The organism is Ruegeria sp. BH6 (assembly GCF_056538105.1).
The window spans coordinates 146,478-164,272 of record NZ_JBQFSR010000002.1 but is presented as its reverse complement, the minus strand read 5'-3'; the positions used below and the strand labels follow the sequence as shown (position 1 = coordinate 164,272).

The following is a 17,795-nucleotide window of genomic DNA, read 5'->3' as shown; positions in this document are numbered from 1 at the left end:
TCCGCCGGGCCGTTACCCCGCCTGACCGGGATCGATGATCTGGAACGACCCGTTGTCGAATTTCACATAGCACGATTGGGTGCCTATCGGTGGCAATGTCGTGGTGGCCACGGCGGGCACCCGTGATTTCACGTTCTGCTTGCAAGGCGGCAGGCTGATCGGGCGAAACCCTTTTTTGGCCATGCACTGGGCCTCGACCTGATTGCGCAATCCTTGATTTGCATCGACGCTGTAAACCTGACCGGGCTGCCACCAGCCGGGCGAGCGGTAACAGCGCCCCCGCCCATCACAATAGGTGCGCCCGGGCCAATACGTGGGCGGGCTTTGACGTATCTGAGTGGCCACCGGAACCTCTTCCAGCGCCTTAACCTGGCATTGAGTGGTCTCAGCTTGAAGGCGCGTAACGCTCTCACCTTCACGATAATACAGTGAAAGGGGGCCTTCGCATGCGGACAAGACCATCAATGGAATAATCAAACGAAGTACTGATTTCATAGGCTTATCTTGCCTTAGCTTTGCCGGTATGACAATTCAATTGACCGCTTTGGGGGCATCTGTCATTCAAAGATTTCAGGCAGAAGGGCCAAAAACATGAAGGTCATCATTTGCGGTGCGGGTCAGGTCGGCTGGCAGATTGCACGGCACCTTTCGGGCGAGCTGAACGATGTGACGGTGGTGGACAACAACCCTGACCTGGTGCGTCGCGCGACCGAAACGCTGGATGTGCAGGGGATTGCAGGGTTTGCCAGTTATCCGGACGTGCTGGAGAGGGCAGGCGCCCGAGACGCCGACATGATCATTGCCGCGACCCATTCGGATGAGGTGAATATGGTCACCTGTCAGATGGCGCACTCTATTTTCTCGATCCAGCGCAAGATCGCGCGCTTGCGTTCGAAATCCTATCTCGAGGCGATCCACTCGGACTTGTTTCGTCGCGATCACCTGCCCATCGACGTGGTGATCAGCCCTGAGCGCGAGGTGGCCGCCGCCGCCATGCGCCGTCTGTCCGCACCTTCGGCCTTTGACACGGAAATGTTCATGGATGGTAAAGCCCAGTTGCTGGGCATCCGCATCGAAGAGGACTGTCCCATCGTCAATACGCCGCTACGGCAACTGACAGATCTGTTTTCAACACTCAGCTCTATTGTCGTGGGGGTTCGGCGCGACGGCAGCCTGTTTGCCCCGGAATCCGAGGACCAGTTGTTCGTTGGCGATGAATGTTATGTCTTCAGCAATGTTCAGGACGTTGACCGCACGATGGAGGTCTTTGGCAAGACCCAAAAGAAACAGGACCGCGTCGTGATCGTCGGTGGCGGTAACGTCGGGCTTGAGGTCGCGCGCACGCTGGAAGAGCGTGAAAGCCGAGTGCGCGCCAAAATCATCGAACGGGATCGCAGCTGCGCCGAACATGCTGCTGAAGCATTGGAACGAACGATTGTTCTGAATGGCGACGGGCTGGATGCCGCACTGTTGCGCGAGGCGGGCATCGAACGGGCTGATGCGATGCTGGCGGTTACCGATGATGACCGGGCCAACATGCTGGCCGCGGTGCGCGCCAAAGCCGAAGGATGTGCCCTGGCGATTGCGTTGATCAATGATCCAACAATGGTGGCGCTGATGGGCCCGCTGGGGATCGATGCTTATATCAACCCGCGTGCCACGACCGTCAGTTCAATCCTGCGCCACATTCGCCACGGGCGGGTGCGGCAGGTCTATTCCATTGGGGATGCCGAGGCCGAGGTGATCGAGGCCGAGGTGCTGTCGACCTCGCCGCTGGCCGGGCAAAAACTGCGCGACATTGATTTCCCCGAAGGCGTTCTGGTGGGTGCCGTGCGCAAGGGGGATGAGGTGCTGCGCCCCACTGGCAGTCTGCGTATCGAGGAAAAAGATGTCGTGGCGATCTTTGCCATGGCTAAGGATGTGCCTGAGGTCGAGCGGTTGCTGCAGGTTTCGATCGATTTCTTCTGATGATGCGCGCGCGAACACAGCAGATCGGTTTGGTGCGGCGCTTGCCGCTGTTCCTGCTGATCTGGGCGGTGTTTTCGCTGTCGATGTGGGTGCCGGCGATCTATGCGCTGGCGCTGGATGATCATGACACGTCGCGGTCGTTCTTCTATTCCGGTTTGTTGGGGCTGTTCGTGGTGGCCTCGGTTGGGTTGGCGTCATCGAACCGGGTGCCGCGAAGGGGCACGTTGGGGCAATTGGCGGTGTTGTTGGGGTGTTTTACGGTACTGCCCTTGTTTCTTGCCATTCCGCTGCACGATGCGTTGGGCAATACCACTTTCTTGAACGCCTATTTCGACATGGTCAGTGCGCTGACAACCACGGGCGCTGACATTTTCCCAGACCCTGATCGCCTTACGGCCCCGCTGCACCTTTGGCGGGCGTTAGTGGGTTGGATGGGCGGCTTGCTGATGTGGATTTCGGCTGCCGCGATTCTGGCACCGCTGTCGTTGGGCGGGTTCGAGGTGACCGCACGTGGGCAACCCGGCCGTCCGGTCTCTGGTGTTGCACAAAGTGAAAAGGTCGATCCGCGTGGACGATTGATCCGAGTGACTCTCACGCTGACGCCAGTTTATACAGGTCTGACGGCGGTGATCTGGCTTTTGCTGCTGATCGCAGGCGAGCAAGGACTGACCGCCATCTGTCATGCGATGTCCACAATGGCTACGTCCGGAATCTCTCCGGTCGGTGGGCTTGAGGGCGCACAGGCTGGTTTCACGGGTGAGGCGATCATATTCTTGTTCCTGTTCTTTGCCCTGTCCCGACTGACCTTTTCCACGGATACCGCCACCACCGGGTATTCGCGGCTGGACAAGGACCCAGAGTTTCGGATCGGTCTGCTGATCGTCATCGCCGTTGCAACGCTTTTGTTTTTTCGTGTGTGGGCGGGCGTCAATGAAATCGGCGGGACACTGAGCCCGATTGATGCGGTGTATGTGTTCTGGGGTATGGTGTTCACGGCACTGGCTTTCTTGACAACGGCCGGGTTCGAAAGCGCCAACTGGAATGACGCACAGCAATTGTCGGGGCTGGGGACGCCCGGCCTGATCCTTATGGGGCTGGCCCTGATCGGCGGGGGAGTCGCAACCACGGCGGGCGGCGTCAAACTGCTGCGGGTATTCGCTTTGTACCTGAACGGAGCGCGTGAGATTGACCGGCTGATTTACCCCTCATCGGTCAGCGGCGTAGGGGGTGGTAACCGACGCATTCAAAGTGACGGAGCCTTTATCGCCTGGATCTTTTTGATGATGTTCGCACTGACGGCCGCCTTGTTCAATCTGCTGCTGGCGATGATGGGGGCAGGGTTCGAACAGGCCATGGTCCTGACCGTTGCGGCGCTTAGCACGACGGGTCCGGTGATTGAACTGGCCACTGATATTCCCATCCGACTTGTGGACCTGTCACTTGGAGCCAAACTGACAATGTGTGCGGCAATGGTGATCGGGCGGCTGGAAACACTTGCGATCATTGCCCTGATTACGCCAACCCTTTGGCGCGATTAAGCTTCGGCATTCCAGAATTGACTGATTTTTCATCTGGAATATCTGTGCGCAGCACTCCATACTCCTGCGGAGGGAGCGCGTTGGTCCGCAGCGCGTAGCAAGAACAATGGCGAGATAATAAAATATGGCTTCGGACAGACAGAATCTGCAGGACGCGTTCCTGAACAATGTACGGAAAGCAAAGGTCCCGGTCACAATATTCCTGATCAACGGTGTGAAATTGCAGGGTGTGATCACCTGGTTCGATAATTTCTGTGTGCTGCTGCGCCGCGACGGACAGTCGCAGCTGGTCTATAAGCATGCGATTTCGACCATCATGCCGTCGCAGCCGATCAGCCTGTATGAGGGCGAAGACGCCTCTTGATGGAACACGATAGGACGCGCACCCGGGCTTGGGTGCTGCATCCGGAAATCAAATCTGATGAACAGCGCCGCGTTCCCGAACCAGCGCTGGACGAGGCGGTGGCGCTGGCTGCCGCTTTGCCCGATTTGGATGTGATCGGGTCTGAAATTGTGCGCTTGCAACGGGCCCAGCCGGGGTTGCTGTTCGGCAGCGGCAAGATCGAGGAACTGGCCGAGCGGCTTCATGACAATGAAATCGAATTGGTTCTGATCGACGGGCCGGTTTCACCCGTGCAACAGCGCAACCTTGAGAAGGCTTGGAAGGTCAAAATCCTCGACCGAACCGGCCTGATCCTTGAGATTTTCAGCGACCGCGCCCGCACCCGCGAAGGTGTGTTGCAGGTCGAGATGGCGGCGCTCAGCTATCAACGAACGCGGCTGGTGCGGGCCTGGACACACTTGGAACGTCAGCGGGGCGGATTGGGGTTTGTGGGCGGTCCCGGTGAAACCCAGATCGAGGCCGACCGCCGTGCGATTGATGAACAACTGGTGCGTCTGCGGCGGCAGCTGCAAAAAGTTGTCAAAACCCGCACGCTGCACCGCGCTGCCCGTGCCAAGGTACCGTATCCGATTGTGGCCCTGGTGGGCTATACAAACGCCGGGAAATCCACATTGTTCAACCGTCTGACCGGGGCCGAGGTGATGGCCAAGGACATGCTGTTTGCCACGCTGGACCCGACCATGCGCCGCGTTGAGTTGCCCGACGGTCCTGAGGTGATCCTGTCGGACACGGTTGGTTTCATCTCGAACCTGCCGACCGAACTGGTCGCGGCTTTCCGGGCGACACTCGAAGAAGTTCTGGGCGCCGATATCGTTGTCCACGTACGCGACATCAGCCATGAGGAAACTGATGCACAGGCGCAGGATGTCGAGGCGATTTTGACCTCGCTGGGCGTCGACGAAGAACGCCCCCGGCTGGAGGTGTGGAACAAGATCGACTTACTGAATGGCGACGAACGCGAGGCCGCGTTTAAACGAGCCAAACGTGATCCGTCGATATTCGCCATTTCGGCGGTAACCGGCGAAGGGGTAGACCCTCTGCTGGCCGAGATTGCAACCAAGCTGCAGGGTGCGCGACACGAAGAGATACTGTCTTTGGGATTTGCCGAGGGCAACAGGCGCGCCTGGCTATTTCGACAGGATGTCGTGCGGTCCGAAAAGCAGACCGAAGACGGGTTCGAAATCACTGTATTGTGGACGGACAGGCAGGCGGCGCAATTCGCCGGGATTTAGCAATCAACCCCCATCAATCTGACGCTGCATATCCTCGACGTCGAACCAGCCTTGCGAGGATAGAACTTTGTGGTCTTCGGTCAGGTCCCATTCTTCCCAGCCCCGTGTGACGACGAGATTGCCGGTTTTGGTATGGTGGCCTTCGAAGGTCCAAACAAAGATAGCGTGGGGCCCAGCCCATCGCATCATGTCGCAGCGTAGCTCAAGATCGGGAAAGTCTGATTGAAACCCACGGGCCATTTCGGCGATCGCGGCGCGGCCTTTCAGCGGTTCAGCCCGGTTCATGGATATCTGCCCGTCGGCGGCAAAAAAGCTGGCGACCGCATTATGATCACCCGAACTCCAGGCGATTGCATAGTCGCGCGCAAGGTTGTTCAGCCTATCCCGAATACTCGCCATTTGTGCCCCCGGTCCCACATAATCCGCTGACAGATCGTATGCGAAAACGGCACTCGGCGTCCACGGGGGCGGGTAGCAGGGGGCAAGGTCTTGCCGAAACAGCGGAATTCAGCGCGGGATCAGGTTGGTCACTCCGACGGCCGCAGCGCGCGCTAAATCCAGGTCCAGTGACATCGGGATATACTCGCCTCGCCGCCATAGCTGAGCCTGATCATCATAATAGCGCGACAGGAAGTGGCCCGACTGGCCGGTTGCCGTAATAAAGACCGAGCTGTCCGGGTCCGCAAAGTCATAAACACCGCGATAACCTGCGCCATGTACGTTCTGAAACGGGTCCTTGCCCTCGCCCGAGGTACGCCCGCGCAGTAGGGTATTGTCGCCGCCGCTGGTAGATTGCCGGATATTGACGAAGAACCGCAAAACCGGAACCGAGCCCAGTACCGGGTGATCGTGTGTTGCCTGATGCGCATCGCCCCAGCGCAGGGATTGCAGTGCGGTTCCATAGTTTTCGGCGATCCAGATAAGCGCATCGTCCAGCGCCAGCCGCGCCATGTCGGTGCAGGTCTCAGAGGGGGCACTTTGGCGTACGTCACACCAGACCGACGCGCCATCGATATTGCGATAGACACGCTCGATGAACAGCGGCTCGACATGTTTGTATTCGGCGGCCAGCGGGCCCAGCTCGTCCGAGATCAGACGGATTTGCAGCGCGCGCAGCCACGCTGCATAGATCAGCGGTTCGGGCAGGTGCTCGTTCATCTCACCATTCCATTCGGCCAGCAGGGAAAGGGCGATCTGGCGCTGACGTTCCGGGGTGCCTTCGGGGGCGGATGCGCCGGTAAACCAAAGGTCCGCGCCGATCAGCGGCAGCAACGAGCGGGCGGTAAAGCTGACGGTATCCAGTTGTGCCTCGATAAAGCTGTCGCGCGTGTGAACCTCGCGCGTTTGCATCAGGCGTTCCCAGCGATGAACGCGCTGGGTGTCGCCCCACTCATACGAGACATGCAAGGGGAAGGGGCGGTCGATGATCTTGTTGTTTGTGTTGCCCAGAATACCACCTGCGGGGGCCACGAATTCGGGATTGTCGGCATAGGGCAGGCGACCTTGCCAGAGGTTTTCGGCCAGCCAACCGGGTGTTGGGATGCGGCCACGGCTTTGGTTGCGCAGGTCACGTTTGGGCATTGCGCCAATCAATTTCAGACCGATCATGTCCTTGTCGACCAGCGACAGGTTTTGCGAGGGCGAAATGAACAGCTCGCCCACATCAATGGCCTCGCGAACAGTGTCGGCATTCATCAAGGCCATAGACGCCGTCATCGACGTGTCGCGCGGGCTAAGCGCCGTCCAAGACAACGAGGCGACATGACCCGGAGGCGTGATCGTTTCCAGATTGTAGTGACTTCCAGGCAGGACCGGGCCATTTTCCGTCCAACGCAGGGTCAGGGTGATGGGGGTCTCGTCCTTGATCTCGATAATCGAGGGGCGGGTGCGGAACTTTTTGAAGCCATCCGGCGACAGATATTCCTCGGTGTTGTCGGGGTTCAACTGCTCGATATGTACGTCCTGATCGTCCAGGTAGGACGACGTCAGACCCCAGCCTAAACGATCGCTGCGCCCGGTCATGATGGCAGGAACACCGGGAATAGTTGCACCAATCACGCCACCTTTGGCCAACTCCAGCCGCGCCAGATACCAGACACCGGGGGCAGTGAACCCTAGATGCGGGTCATTGGCCAACAACGTTCCCCCACTGGCCGAGCGTGAGGGCGCGGCGGTCCAGGCATTGGACGCTCCGGCCAATCCTCGTTTCGGAAAAGGCGACAGCGGCGTGTCGGGCATAGGTGTGCCGCGGGCGTAACGGGGCAGCCCTGGAAACAAAGCGGCATATTCTGGCAGGGCAGCAATACCGGCCCCCGGCACATTCGGCAGGATATCGGTCAACCGCGCCGGATCGTTCAGCATTAATGAAGTACGGGCACGCAGCACTTCGTCCTCAAGATGGCCGGACAGTTGCAGACCCATCAGCTTGATCACCGCAATGCTATCGCCCGGTTGCCAGGGCGAAACGGGCGCGTTGAACAAAAACATCTCGGGCGCACCACGGCCAAGAGCGGCTTCGTTGATCTCATCCAGCCGCGCGTTTACCCCAGCGGCATAGGCGCGTAAGGCGGTTTTGGTGTAATCGTCCTGCGCCTCGACCGAGCGGTGGGCCAGACCGTAAAGGTCCAGTCGGCGCAGCAGCTTGTCGACGTGGACGGTACGCGCGCCGAAAATTTCCGACAGGCGCCCCTGGGCGGTACGGCGCATGACCGTCATCTGCCACAGACGGTCCTGCGCATGGGCATAGCCCAGACCGAAGAACACATCCGGGTCATTTTCGGCCAGGACATGAGGGACATTGGCGGTATCGCGGATGATCTCGACCGGGGCGTTCAGCCCCCGAACCTCGACCGTCTGATCGTAATCCGGCAGGGACTGGCTCGCCAGGAAATACACCAATGCCACAGCGGCCAAAGCCAGCAGGACCAGACCCGTTGTAATGCGTACGAGCCAGCGAAAAACAAATCCCATCTGCGGCCTACAATCCTGATCCTATTCCGATTGAGGTCAGACTAGATGATGGCTGGATCGACCGAAAGAGGAACAGCCCGGGAATATTCGTGTTTACAGCGCTATAAATGAAAAACCCCGCCGCAGCTGGGAACCTGTGGCGGGGACTAATGAGGGGGGAGTGGTAGTCCGATGTTTAAGGAATGATCCGCGTATATTTGGTGCCTTCGACAGTGGCGCCGAATTTCAAACCGGCTTGGCCGAATACCACCGCCAGCACAGGCGAACGCAGAGTCGTTGTGTCAGTGGACAGGGAGTTTCCAGTTGCATCAACCACATAGCCAATATCGGCACCGGCAGTCCATCCGCTGGAACGGCGGAAATCGTTCAGTGCGTCCTGGGTCATGAAGAACAGGACATGTGCATATTGTTGCGCGCCGATTTGCAGGCCGGCGGTTCCGGAAATTGCAGAATAGTAATCAACCGTTGCGCCTTGAATGCGCAAGGCGCCTTGGCCGTAGGCGCCACCAAAGAAGATTAATCCGGCGTCGGTGATCAGGGGCATGATCAACATGCCGTTGGCTTTGTTTGCGATCTCAACCGTGTTGGGATATTTCGCATACATTTCGGTTAGTGTGGCATCGACGCGTGCGTCGATGGTGGCGGCGTTGGTGTTACCCACGCCGTTGCCACAAGCTGCGGTTACCGTCAAACCGGCCATGCCAAAGGCAAAGCCGCGACGGCTTAGTTGGGGTGCATTGGAACTGCTCATGTCTTTTTTTCTCTGTATGACTGCCTGATATGTCGGGTGTTCCCGATCTTATGTGCAAGAATACGCCGATTGCCGTCGCGTGTCACGGGAAAGCTGAGTGACAGCGAATCACAATCGGCGAAAAATTGCGACAATTGGGGGCATTAGCCTTGCAAGGCGCGCGCGACCTGTGGGGCGAAATAGGTGAGGATGCCGTCGCAGCCAGCGCGCTTGAAGGCCAACAGGCTTTCCAGCATCACCCTGTCACCATCGATCCAACCGTTCCGTGCCGCGGCCTGTATCATCGCGTATTCACCCGACACCTGATAGGCATATGTCGGCGCGCCAAAGGTGTCCTTTACCCGTCGGCAGATATCCAGATAGGGCATGCCGGGCTTGATCATCACCATATCCGCACCTTCGGTCAGGTCGCGTTCGATCAGGCGCAAGGCTTCGTTCGAATTGGCCGGATCCATTTGATAGGTCTTCTTGTCGCCCGTAAGCGCGCCCGAAGCACCGACCGCATCACGGAAGGGTCCGTAAAAGGCGCTGGCGTATTTCGCGGCATAGCTGAGGATCATCACGTTCTGGTGCCCAGCAGATTCCAACGCCCGGCGCATTTCACCGATCCGCCCATCCATCATGTCGGACGGACCGATGATATCGGCACCTGCCTCAGCCTGCGCCAACGTCATCCTGACCAACGCCTCGATCGTCTTGTCGTTCACAATTTCGCCATCGATGACATAGCCGTCGTGACCGTTGATGTTGTACGGGTCCAGTGCGACATCGGTCATTACCGCGATATCCGGGGCTGCGGCCTTGATGGCGCGGATGGCCCGGTTGGACAGATTGTCAGGGTTCCAGGCCTCGGCGCAATCCTCGGTTTTCAGGTTGGCGTCGGTGTAGGGAAAGATGCAGATCGCTGGGATTCCCAACGCCTGCGCCTCAACTGCGGCCTTAGCTATCAGGTCCACCGACCGGCGCATCACACCGGGCATCGAGGGCACGGGCTCCTCCACACCCTCGCCGTCGCGCACAAAAACCGGCCAGATCAAATCATCTATGGTCAGCGTATTTTCCCGAACAAGGCCGCGCACGGCTTGAGATTGGCGCGCCCGGCGGAAACGGGTCAGGGGATAGGGGGCGATGGTCGGCTTCATGTCGCGCTCTCCTTGAATATTCCCGCATTGGGTGGCATGAATTCCACGTGGTCTCAAGGGTAACGATGGTCGCGCCTGCGCAGTGAAGGCCCCTAAGGACAGTGAACAAAGGGCTGACGCTTGGACTTATTCTCTACGCTTTTCGAAATTATCGACATGCGCAGCTTCTCGAATCTGTGGTATTGGATCGGGCTGGCTGTGCTGTGGTCGTCCACAAGCCATTGGACGCTGGGTGTGCCCTATGATCTGCTGGTGCGCGCGCGCCGTGTCGGCGGTGAAGCCGAGCGTGATTTTCTGGACATCGTGCGGATCAACAAAAACCGGATACTGTATATCGTTGAGGTATCGGGGCTGGCCATTCTCGGGTTGAGCTGTTTCATCTTCACCGGTCTGGCGATGCTTGGGTTCGTTTACGGGGTTGAATTCGCGCAGGCTGTGTTCTTGTTGTTATTCCCGGTCTGTATTGTGATGCTGATCAACATTTCGGCGGCGCGAAAGCTGCAGGCCGGCGACGGGACATTGGAGTTTACCGGCAGGATTTTGACCCGCTGCCGGATTTATACGCAGATTATCGGCATGATCTCGATCTTGATCACGTCGCTTTGGGGCATGTATCAGAACTTTTCGATTGGTGTTCTGGGGTAGGAAATTCGGAAAGGCGAGGGAATGACGGCTCCGAACCACGTAACAGTCGGCGGCGCCCCTGAGGGGTTTGACGCACAGCTTGTCCTGAACGAGATCAAGCGATCCGCCGGGCCGGTTTGCCACGTCGCGCGCGATGACAAGCGGATGGAGGCAATGCGGGCAGCACTTGCCTTTTTCGCCCCGGACATGCCGGTGTTCGTCTTCCCCGGCTGGGATTGCCTTCCGTATGACCGGGTGTCGCCGAACGCGGATATCGCTGCGGCGCGGGTCGCAACACTGGCCGCGCTGGTGCATCAGATGCCCGAACGGTTTGTGTTGCTGACCACGCTAAACGCCGCGACCCAACGAGTGCCAGCGCGCGATGTGCTGCGTGAGGCCGCGTTTACTGCCCGGGTCAACCACCGTGTCGACGAAACAGCATTGCGGAACTTTTTGGTGCGCATGGGTTTCACGCAAAGCCCGACGGTTATGGAGCCCGGAGACTACGCGATCCGCGGCGGCATTATCGACATTTTCCCTCCGGGCGAATCCGGCCCGGTTCGGCTGGACCTGTTCGGTGATGTGCTGGACGGTGCGCGCCGGTTTGACCCAGTGTCGCAGCGCACGACTGAAAAGCTGGACGTGGTTGAACTGGCCCCGGTGTCCGAAGTCATTCTGGATGACGCCGCCATCACACGATTCCGCCAGAACTATCGCATCGAATTCGGCGCGGCGGGAACCGATGATCCGCTGTACGAGGCGGTCAGCGCTGGCCGCAAGCATCAAGGCGTGGAACACTGGTTGCCGTTTTTTCACGAAAAGCTTGAAACGCTGTTCGACTATCTGCCTGGTGCCACGATCTCGTTGGACGATCAGGTCACACCCGCGCGCTTGGCCCGGTGGGAATCGATTGAGGATCAGTACGAAACTCGGCGGTTGGCGCTGGAAAACCGCTCGCGCATGGACACGGTCTATAAACCTACGCCGCCCGGATTGTTGTATCTGGACGATGCTGCATGGGAGCAGGCGGTGGGTGATCGGCGCGTTTTGCAGTTCAGCCCGTTGCCGCAGGCCAGCGGCCCCGGCGTGATCGACGCTGGTGGACGGATCGGGCGGAATTTTGCACCCGAACGACAGCAGGAAAGCATCAGCCTTTTTGGCGCGCTGGCCAGTCATATCACAGACAAGATGGACAAAGGGCCGGTCCTGATCGCGTCTTATTCCGAAGGTGCGCGTGAACGCCTGACCGGATTGATCGAAGACGAAGGTCTGGCTGAGGCGATCCCTGTTTCCAACGGTACCCGCATCGGTAAACGCGGGCTGCACCTGGCCGTTTGGGCGTTGGAGCATGGGTTCGAAACGTCGGATCTGACAGTGATCGCTGAACAAGATGTTCTGGGCGACCGCCTGATCCGCCAACCCAAGAAACGCCGAAAGGCCGAGAACTTCCTAACCGAAACCCAATCGCTATCACCCGGCGATCTTGTGGTGCATGTGGACCACGGGATTGGCCGCTACATGGGGATGGAGGTCGTGACGGCGGCGGGCGCAGCCCATGAGTGCCTTTTGTTGGAATATGCCGAACAGTCCAAGCTGTACCTGCCGGTCGAAAACATCGAGCTGCTGTCGAAATACGGGCACGACGAAGGTCTTCTGGATCGTCTGGGCGGCGGTGCATGGCAGGCCAAAAAGGCCAAGCTGAAAGAGCGCATTCGCGAGATGGCGGACAAGCTGATCCGCATCGCTGCTGAGCGGGCGCTGCGTAAAGCTCCGGTGATGGACCCGCCGCCCCATGCGTGGGAGGAGTTCAGCGCGCGTTTTCCGTATCAGGAAACTGATGATCAGCTGCGCGCGATTTCCGATGTGATGGAAGACATGCACTCGGGCGCGCCAATGGATCGTCTGATTTGCGGCGATGTCGGCTTCGGCAAGACCGAGGTCGCCATGCGTGCTGCCTTTGTCGCCGCGATGTCGGGCGTGCAGGTGGCCGTTGTGGCCCCTACGACGCTGCTGGCCCGACAGCACGCGGCATCGTTTAAGGAACGGTTCCGGGGATTCCCGCTTGAGGTTCGGCAGCTGTCGCGTTTTGTCTCGGCGAAAGAGGCGCAACAAACCCGCGATGGGTTGGCGCGAGGCACGGTGGACATCGTGGTCGGCACCCATGCGCTGCTGGCCAAGGGGATTCGGTTCAACAACCTCGGGCTGCTGATCATCGATGAGGAACAGCATTTCGGGGTGGGTCACAAAGAGCGCCTCAAACAACTGCGCTCGGACATTCACGTGCTGACCCTAACCGCGACGCCGATACCGCGGACGCTGCAATTGTCGCTGACAGGTGTGCGTGATCTGTCAATCATCGGCACGCCGCCCATCGACCGTCTGGCCATCCGCACCTATGTCAGCGAATTCGATGCGGTCACGGTGCGCGAGGCGCTGCTGCGCGAGCATTATCGCGGCGGGCAAAGTTTCTATGTGGTCCCGCGTATCTCGGACTTGCCCGAGATTGAGGAATTCCTGAAGGAGCAACTACCGGAACTGACTTACGTTGTCGCGCATGGGCAAATGGCGGCGGGCGAACTCGATGACCGCATGAATGCCTTCTATGACGGGAAGTATGATGTGCTGTTGGCAACGACGATTGTGGAAAGTGGGCTGGATATTCCGACGGCCAACACAATGGTCGTGCATCGCGCGGATATGTTCGGTCTGGCGCAGCTTTACCAGATCCGCGGACGGGTGGGGCGATCAAAGGCCCGCGCCTATGCCTATCTGACCACCAAACCGCGCCAGCGATTGACGGTCACCGCCGAGAAACGCCTGCGGGTTCTAGGCTCTCTTGATACACTGGGGGCGGGGTTCACGCTGGCATCGCAGGATCTGGACATTCGCGGTGCCGGCAATCTGCTGGGTGAGGAACAGTCGGGCCAGATGCGCGACGTGGGCTACGAGCTGTACCAATCCATGTTGGAAGAGGCGATTGCCAAAATCAAAGCCGGTGAGATGGAGGGTCTATCGGACGCAGACGACCAGTGGGCCCCGCAAATCAATCTGGGCGTCCCGGTTCTGATCCCCGAGGATTATGTGCCCGATCTGGATGTGCGCCTGGGGCTGTACCGCCGCTTGTCCTCGCTTTCGACCAAGGTTGAACTTGAAGGTTTTGCGGCCGAGTTGATTGACCGCTTTGGTTCGCTACCAAAAGAGGTGAACACCCTGATGCTGGTCGTGCGTATCAAAGCGATGTGCAAACGTGCGGGCATTGCTAAATTGGACGGCGGACCAAAGGGTGCGACGATCCAGTTCCACAATGACAAGTTTGCCTCGCCTCAGGGGTTGGTCGAGTTCATCCAGAACCAGCGCGGGCTGGCCAAGGTCAAGGACAACAAGATTGTCGTGCGCCGCGACTGGAAAAAGGACAGCGACAAGATCAAGGGGGCCTTTGCCATCGCCCGCGATCTGGCGGAAAAGGTTGTGGCCGAGAAGAAAAAGGCGAAGGTCTAGTCTCCGCTGACAAAAGTACACAACTGCCAGTCGCCCGCGTCCGACTTGACGAACGCGGCGCGGTGGCCGGTCATGGGCCAAAGAAAATCGGCGTGCATATAACCTTGCGCGCCGTCCGTCAGCAGGACGCGCTGATATTCGGCACCGTCTCGATAGTCACGTATGATCGCGATTTCGTGGCTGATCAGGCCTATAATTGACGAGTTGCGATCCGGTCTTTGACGTAAAGATACATCGGAACCTTTGACAAAGAACGCCAACTCTGGGTCCAGCGAGGCGGGCAGGGTGATCTGCCATTGATGCGGCATCCAGAACTCGCCTTCTTCGTCGAAGTAACCGGGCTGAGACAAAGTGGTTTCCAGGTCAGACCAGTATTGCGCGCGTAATGCATCCGCGTTTTCGCGCTGTTCATCCGACAGGGCTTCCGGGTCGAGGGTCAGATTGGCGCGCAATTCCTCGGGGCCGCCATCACCGCCATGGCTTAGGTAGATATCGGGGCAGGACGCGGCAACCACAGCGTCGGTATCCCGTGCAGCCACTTGGACCAATAATGCCTCGCGAAAGGCGATCAACGATGGATCACGGTCTGCCTGATCGACCGGTGGAAAGGATTGACGGTCGGCAAGTGCTGGGCCGCAGATCACGGCAGCCAGCAGTAGCGCGTATCTCATTCGGCGGCCCTCATCGCGGCTTGGGCGCAGAAACAGGATGCTCCGACGGCGCGGTCGGCACGTGCCAGAGCCAAATCAAGACGTTGTTTGATTTGAGCGATTTCAACACTTTCGCCGCGCGCCTTCAGGCAGTCATGCAGACCTTTGAGGCTCCAAACATTGTCCGGATGGATCGAAGCACGGCTGAGGGTGCCGCCCAAGCCAAGGTCTTCGCGATAGACCGCTTCAGCCTCGGTTACGTGACCTTGTTCAAACAACAACGCCCCTAATGCATGGCGGGTTGGCTGCATCCAGCCCCACGGTTCGTCATAGGGCAGCGTGTCATCCAACTCGACCGAGCGTCGCAGATGGGCGTAGGCGATATCGTAGTTGCCCTTGCGATACTCAATCTCTCCACTCAGCATTTCCCGCGCGATTTCAAGCAGGTCAACGACGCGGTTGTTGTGTAGCAGGCGTGTTTCGGGCACGCAGGCCTTGGCCGACAGGAACAGTTGTTCCTCAGCTTCGGCTTCGGCGACATCACCGGTTGCAGCATGGGCGATGGCGCGAGCATAGTGGATGGTGGCGGTCAACGTGCGATAGAGGTCGGGGTCTGCGGGCAGTTTCAGTGCCTTGGCTTCCTCCCACTGGCCAAAACGGATCAGGATATGCGGCCCCATGGACATGTAGCTTTCGAAGTAATCCGCCATGGGTGGGCTTTCGATGCGCAACATATCTTCGGGGGTTGTGTCCCACAGGCCTTGATTGGCGCGCAGGGCCGGTTCCATCTGGCCCAGGAACAACGCCCCGTAGATGGCGAAATGGTAATTGTGCTGACGATAGCCGGTATAGATGTTGAACGCGCCTTCGCGCTCGTAATATTTTAGATCGGCTATGGTGGCCTTTTCGTTCCAATAAACGACGTTGTGGTAGTGCCCGCACAGCACATCGATATGGGTGGGCATATGCACCAGATGGCCCGCATCCGGCACCAGCGTGCGCAGAACATCCCCGGCTTTTAATGCCTTTTCTGGGGTCGGAGACATCTCCATCAGGTGGACATAGAGGTGCAGCAAACCCGGGTGCGACATGGCTGCGGGGTCATTTGCCATCGCGTCCTCAAGGACCTTCTGCGCCTCAAGCGTGGCGGCACCTTCGGCAGGTTTCCCGGTCTTCAGATCCCACATCTGCCAGGGGGTGAGGTTCAGCAGTGCCTCAACATATATCGTGCGCAGGTCCAAGTGATCGGGGTGATCGGCAAAGGCTGCGCGCATGGCATCGGCAAAATCATGGTTCCAGCCGTTCATATCCGGGATCGGATTGCGTTGAGGGTAACGGGCGGGCAGGGCGTGGATCAGCGCCTGTTCAACGGGGGTGCAGGTGTCCAACAGGGCCACCGCTTGCTGTGTCGCGTCATAGGCTTGCGCGAGCGCTTTCTGCTGACCACGCGCGTCGCGTAAATCCCAGGGCAGGTTGTAATTCGGACCGGCGGCATAAGCGATGCCCCAATGGGCCATGGCGCAGTTCGGGTCATGCTCGGCAGCGCGTTGGAAACAGACAACGGCCTCGTCATGGTTATAGCCATAGGTCCAAACCAGCCCCCGATCGAACCAAAGCTGGGCCTCGGCTGAGGTCGTGCTGACCGGACAGGAATATGTGCCCAGATCGTAATAGTCGCTCATTGAAAATCTCCCCTCGGGTCGGGGAAAGATTAGCGTGATTCACCCGGGCTGCACAGGTCAGGCAGGCAGTCTGTTTTCGATCCGGCCCATATGCAGCATCAGTCCGAAACCGGCCACGCTCATCACTAGAATGCCGGTGGTCAGCGGATATAGCGAGCCATCGAACATTTGACCGATCGGGGCGGCGATAGCGGCGGCCAGAACGGTCGAAAACGCGCCGATGACCGACGCTGCCATACCGGCAATATGGCCCATTGGCTCCATTGCGATGGCGTTCAGGTTGCCCATCGTCATGCCAGCCATGAAAAAGATCGAGGTCTGCCAGAAGACGAACACCGCAAAGTTCAGATTGGCCGAAAGCGGCATCATGTTCAGCGTGATGACGCCAATCGTGATGGCGATCTGCGCGCCAAGGGCCCATGTCACCAGCCGCCGCATCCCCACGCGGATCACAAGCGCGGCGTTCAACAGGCTGGCGGACCCCGCCATCAAAGCCACAAAGCCGAACCAAAACGGGAAGCTGTCGGCGCTGTCATGGATCACGTCATAAACTGGCTGCACCATGGTCAGCATAGTGAACAACATGCCAAGGCAAAGGGATTGCACAAAGATTGATACGCGCACCGTGGGATGGGCGAACATCTCGCGTGCGGCCGCGGTCATCAAGGGCAGGCGCAGTGGGCGACGGTTTTCCGGCCTCAGCGATTCTGGTAGGCGCAGACCCAGCCAGATCACGGTGATCACCGAGAACAGGATGAACGAAACAAAGATGCCACGCCATCCCGCGATGGCGATCATTCCGGCCCCAAGCATCGGGGCGACGGCAGGCACCAGCGTAAAGATCATCATGGCGATAGAGACGATCCGCGCCATTTCCCGGCCCGAGTACAAGTCTCGGATGATCGCCATGGCGACCACACGCGGCGCGGCGCAGCCGATGCCCTGTGCCACCCGCGCGAACAGTAGAAGTTCCAGCGAAGAACTGGCCCAGGCCACGGCTGCCGACAAGATGTACAACGCCGAGCCGACATAGATCACTGGCTTGCGCCCAAACGCGTCGGACAATGGACCCACAAAGAATGTCCCGATGCCCATACCCAGAACAAATGAGGTCAGGATCAACTGAGCGTCGTTGATATCATCGGGGCTCAGCTGCGCGCCGATCTCGGGCAAAGCAGGCAGCATCGAGTCGATCGAAAACGCAATCGTCGCAAACATCATTGCGACAAGTGCGATGAACTCTCCCGAAGACATGCGATTGGCCATGGCGCCCTCCTGACCTGATTGCGCTATCACGGCTTTTCAGGTGGCGCTAGGGGGCAGGCTGCACAGGGACC

At 58.9% G+C, this 17,795-nt stretch carries 14 protein-coding genes; 6 read left to right on the top strand and 8 right to left on the bottom strand.

The window, feature by feature from the left end:
* Positions 1-12 precede the first annotated feature (12 nt).
* Positions 13-495, bottom strand: a complete 483-nt coding sequence (locus tag ACR0B8_RS05990) for a hypothetical protein (protein WP_170395977.1) — start codon at positions 493-495, stop codon at positions 13-15.
* 96 nt (positions 496-591) lie between these two features.
* Here ACR0B8_RS05990 and trkA point away from each other — a divergent pair, with 96 nt between their 5' ends.
* The 4 genes from trkA (at position 592) to hflX (ending at position 5,141) form a co-directional block, all read left to right on the top strand.
* Positions 592-1,968, top strand: coding sequence for a Trk system potassium transporter TrkA (trkA, locus tag ACR0B8_RS05985; protein ID WP_170358726.1), 1,377 nt, complete (start codon positions 592-594; stop codon positions 1,966-1,968).
* Positions 1,968-3,506, top strand: a complete 1,539-nt coding sequence (locus ACR0B8_RS05980; protein WP_480658165.1) for a TrkH family potassium uptake protein — start codon at positions 1,968-1,970, stop codon at positions 3,504-3,506. The genes trkA and ACR0B8_RS05980 overlap by 1 nt, the downstream gene beginning before the upstream one ends.
* A gap of 124 nt (positions 3,507-3,630) precedes the next feature.
* Complete coding sequence (gene hfq / locus ACR0B8_RS05975) at positions 3,631-3,870, top strand: RNA chaperone Hfq (RefSeq protein WP_010440340.1); 240 nt, start codon at positions 3,631-3,633, stop codon at positions 3,868-3,870.
* The gene (gene hflX, locus ACR0B8_RS05970) at positions 3,870-5,141 is read left to right on the top strand and encodes a GTPase HflX (RefSeq protein WP_226688380.1); all 1,272 of its coding nucleotides are present in this window, start codon (positions 3,870-3,872) and stop codon (positions 5,139-5,141) included. The genes hfq and hflX overlap by 1 nt, the downstream gene beginning before the upstream one ends.
* 3 nt (positions 5,142-5,144) lie before the next feature.
* On the opposite strand, the gene ACR0B8_RS05965 is transcribed toward hflX, so the two are convergent.
* From ACR0B8_RS05965 to hemB, 4 genes are all read right to left on the bottom strand, one after another.
* Positions 5,145-5,540, bottom strand: a complete 396-nt coding sequence (locus tag ACR0B8_RS05965) for an SgcJ/EcaC family oxidoreductase (RefSeq protein ID WP_170348881.1) — start codon at positions 5,538-5,540, stop codon at positions 5,145-5,147.
* 108 nt (positions 5,541-5,648) lie between these two features.
* Entirely contained in the window at positions 5,649-8,111 is a 2,463-nt protein-coding gene (locus ACR0B8_RS05960; protein ID WP_226688381.1) for a penicillin acylase family protein, read from the bottom strand.
* Between the two features lie 175 nt (positions 8,112-8,286).
* Complete coding sequence (locus ACR0B8_RS05955) at positions 8,287-8,862, bottom strand: lipid-binding SYLF domain-containing protein (RefSeq protein WP_170358718.1); 576 nt, start codon at positions 8,860-8,862, stop codon at positions 8,287-8,289.
* A 143-nt stretch (positions 8,863-9,005) separates the two neighbouring features.
* Entirely contained in the window at positions 9,006-10,004 is a 999-nt protein-coding gene (hemB, locus tag ACR0B8_RS05950; protein WP_480658168.1) for a porphobilinogen synthase, read from the bottom strand.
* Between the two features lie 120 nt (positions 10,005-10,124).
* Between hemB and ACR0B8_RS05945 the strand changes: the two genes are divergently transcribed.
* Both ACR0B8_RS05945 and mfd read left to right on the top strand, forming a co-directional pair.
* On the top strand, positions 10,125-10,649 hold the full coding sequence (locus tag ACR0B8_RS05945) for a component of SufBCD complex (RefSeq protein ID WP_170358714.1): 525 nt from the start codon (positions 10,125-10,127) through the stop codon (positions 10,647-10,649).
* Between the two features lie 21 nt (positions 10,650-10,670).
* Complete coding sequence (gene mfd, locus ACR0B8_RS05940; RefSeq protein WP_170358712.1) at positions 10,671-14,126, top strand: transcription-repair coupling factor; 3,456 nt, start codon at positions 10,671-10,673, stop codon at positions 14,124-14,126.
* On the opposite strand, the gene ACR0B8_RS05935 is transcribed toward mfd, so the two are convergent.
* From ACR0B8_RS05935 to ACR0B8_RS05925, 3 genes are read right to left on the bottom strand one after another with little or no spacing between them, the layout of a single operon-like run.
* Positions 14,123-14,797 carry an SH3 domain-containing protein gene (locus ACR0B8_RS05935; RefSeq protein ID WP_170358710.1) on the bottom strand — a complete coding sequence of 225 codons (675 nt, stop codon included), beginning with the start codon at positions 14,795-14,797 and terminating at the stop codon, positions 14,123-14,125. The two genes, mfd and ACR0B8_RS05935, sit on opposite strands and share 4 nt — an antisense overlap.
* On the bottom strand, positions 14,794-16,458 hold the full coding sequence (locus ACR0B8_RS05930) for a tetratricopeptide repeat protein (RefSeq protein WP_226688383.1): 1,665 nt from the start codon (positions 16,456-16,458) through the stop codon (positions 14,794-14,796). The genes ACR0B8_RS05935 and ACR0B8_RS05930 overlap by 4 nt, the downstream gene beginning before the upstream one ends.
* A 57-nt stretch (positions 16,459-16,515) precedes the next feature.
* Positions 16,516-17,724: a multidrug effflux MFS transporter gene (locus tag ACR0B8_RS05925; RefSeq protein WP_170348873.1), complete on the bottom strand. Its 1,209-nt coding sequence runs from the start codon at positions 17,722-17,724 to the stop codon at positions 16,516-16,518.
* Positions 17,725-17,795: the final 71 nt, after the last annotated feature.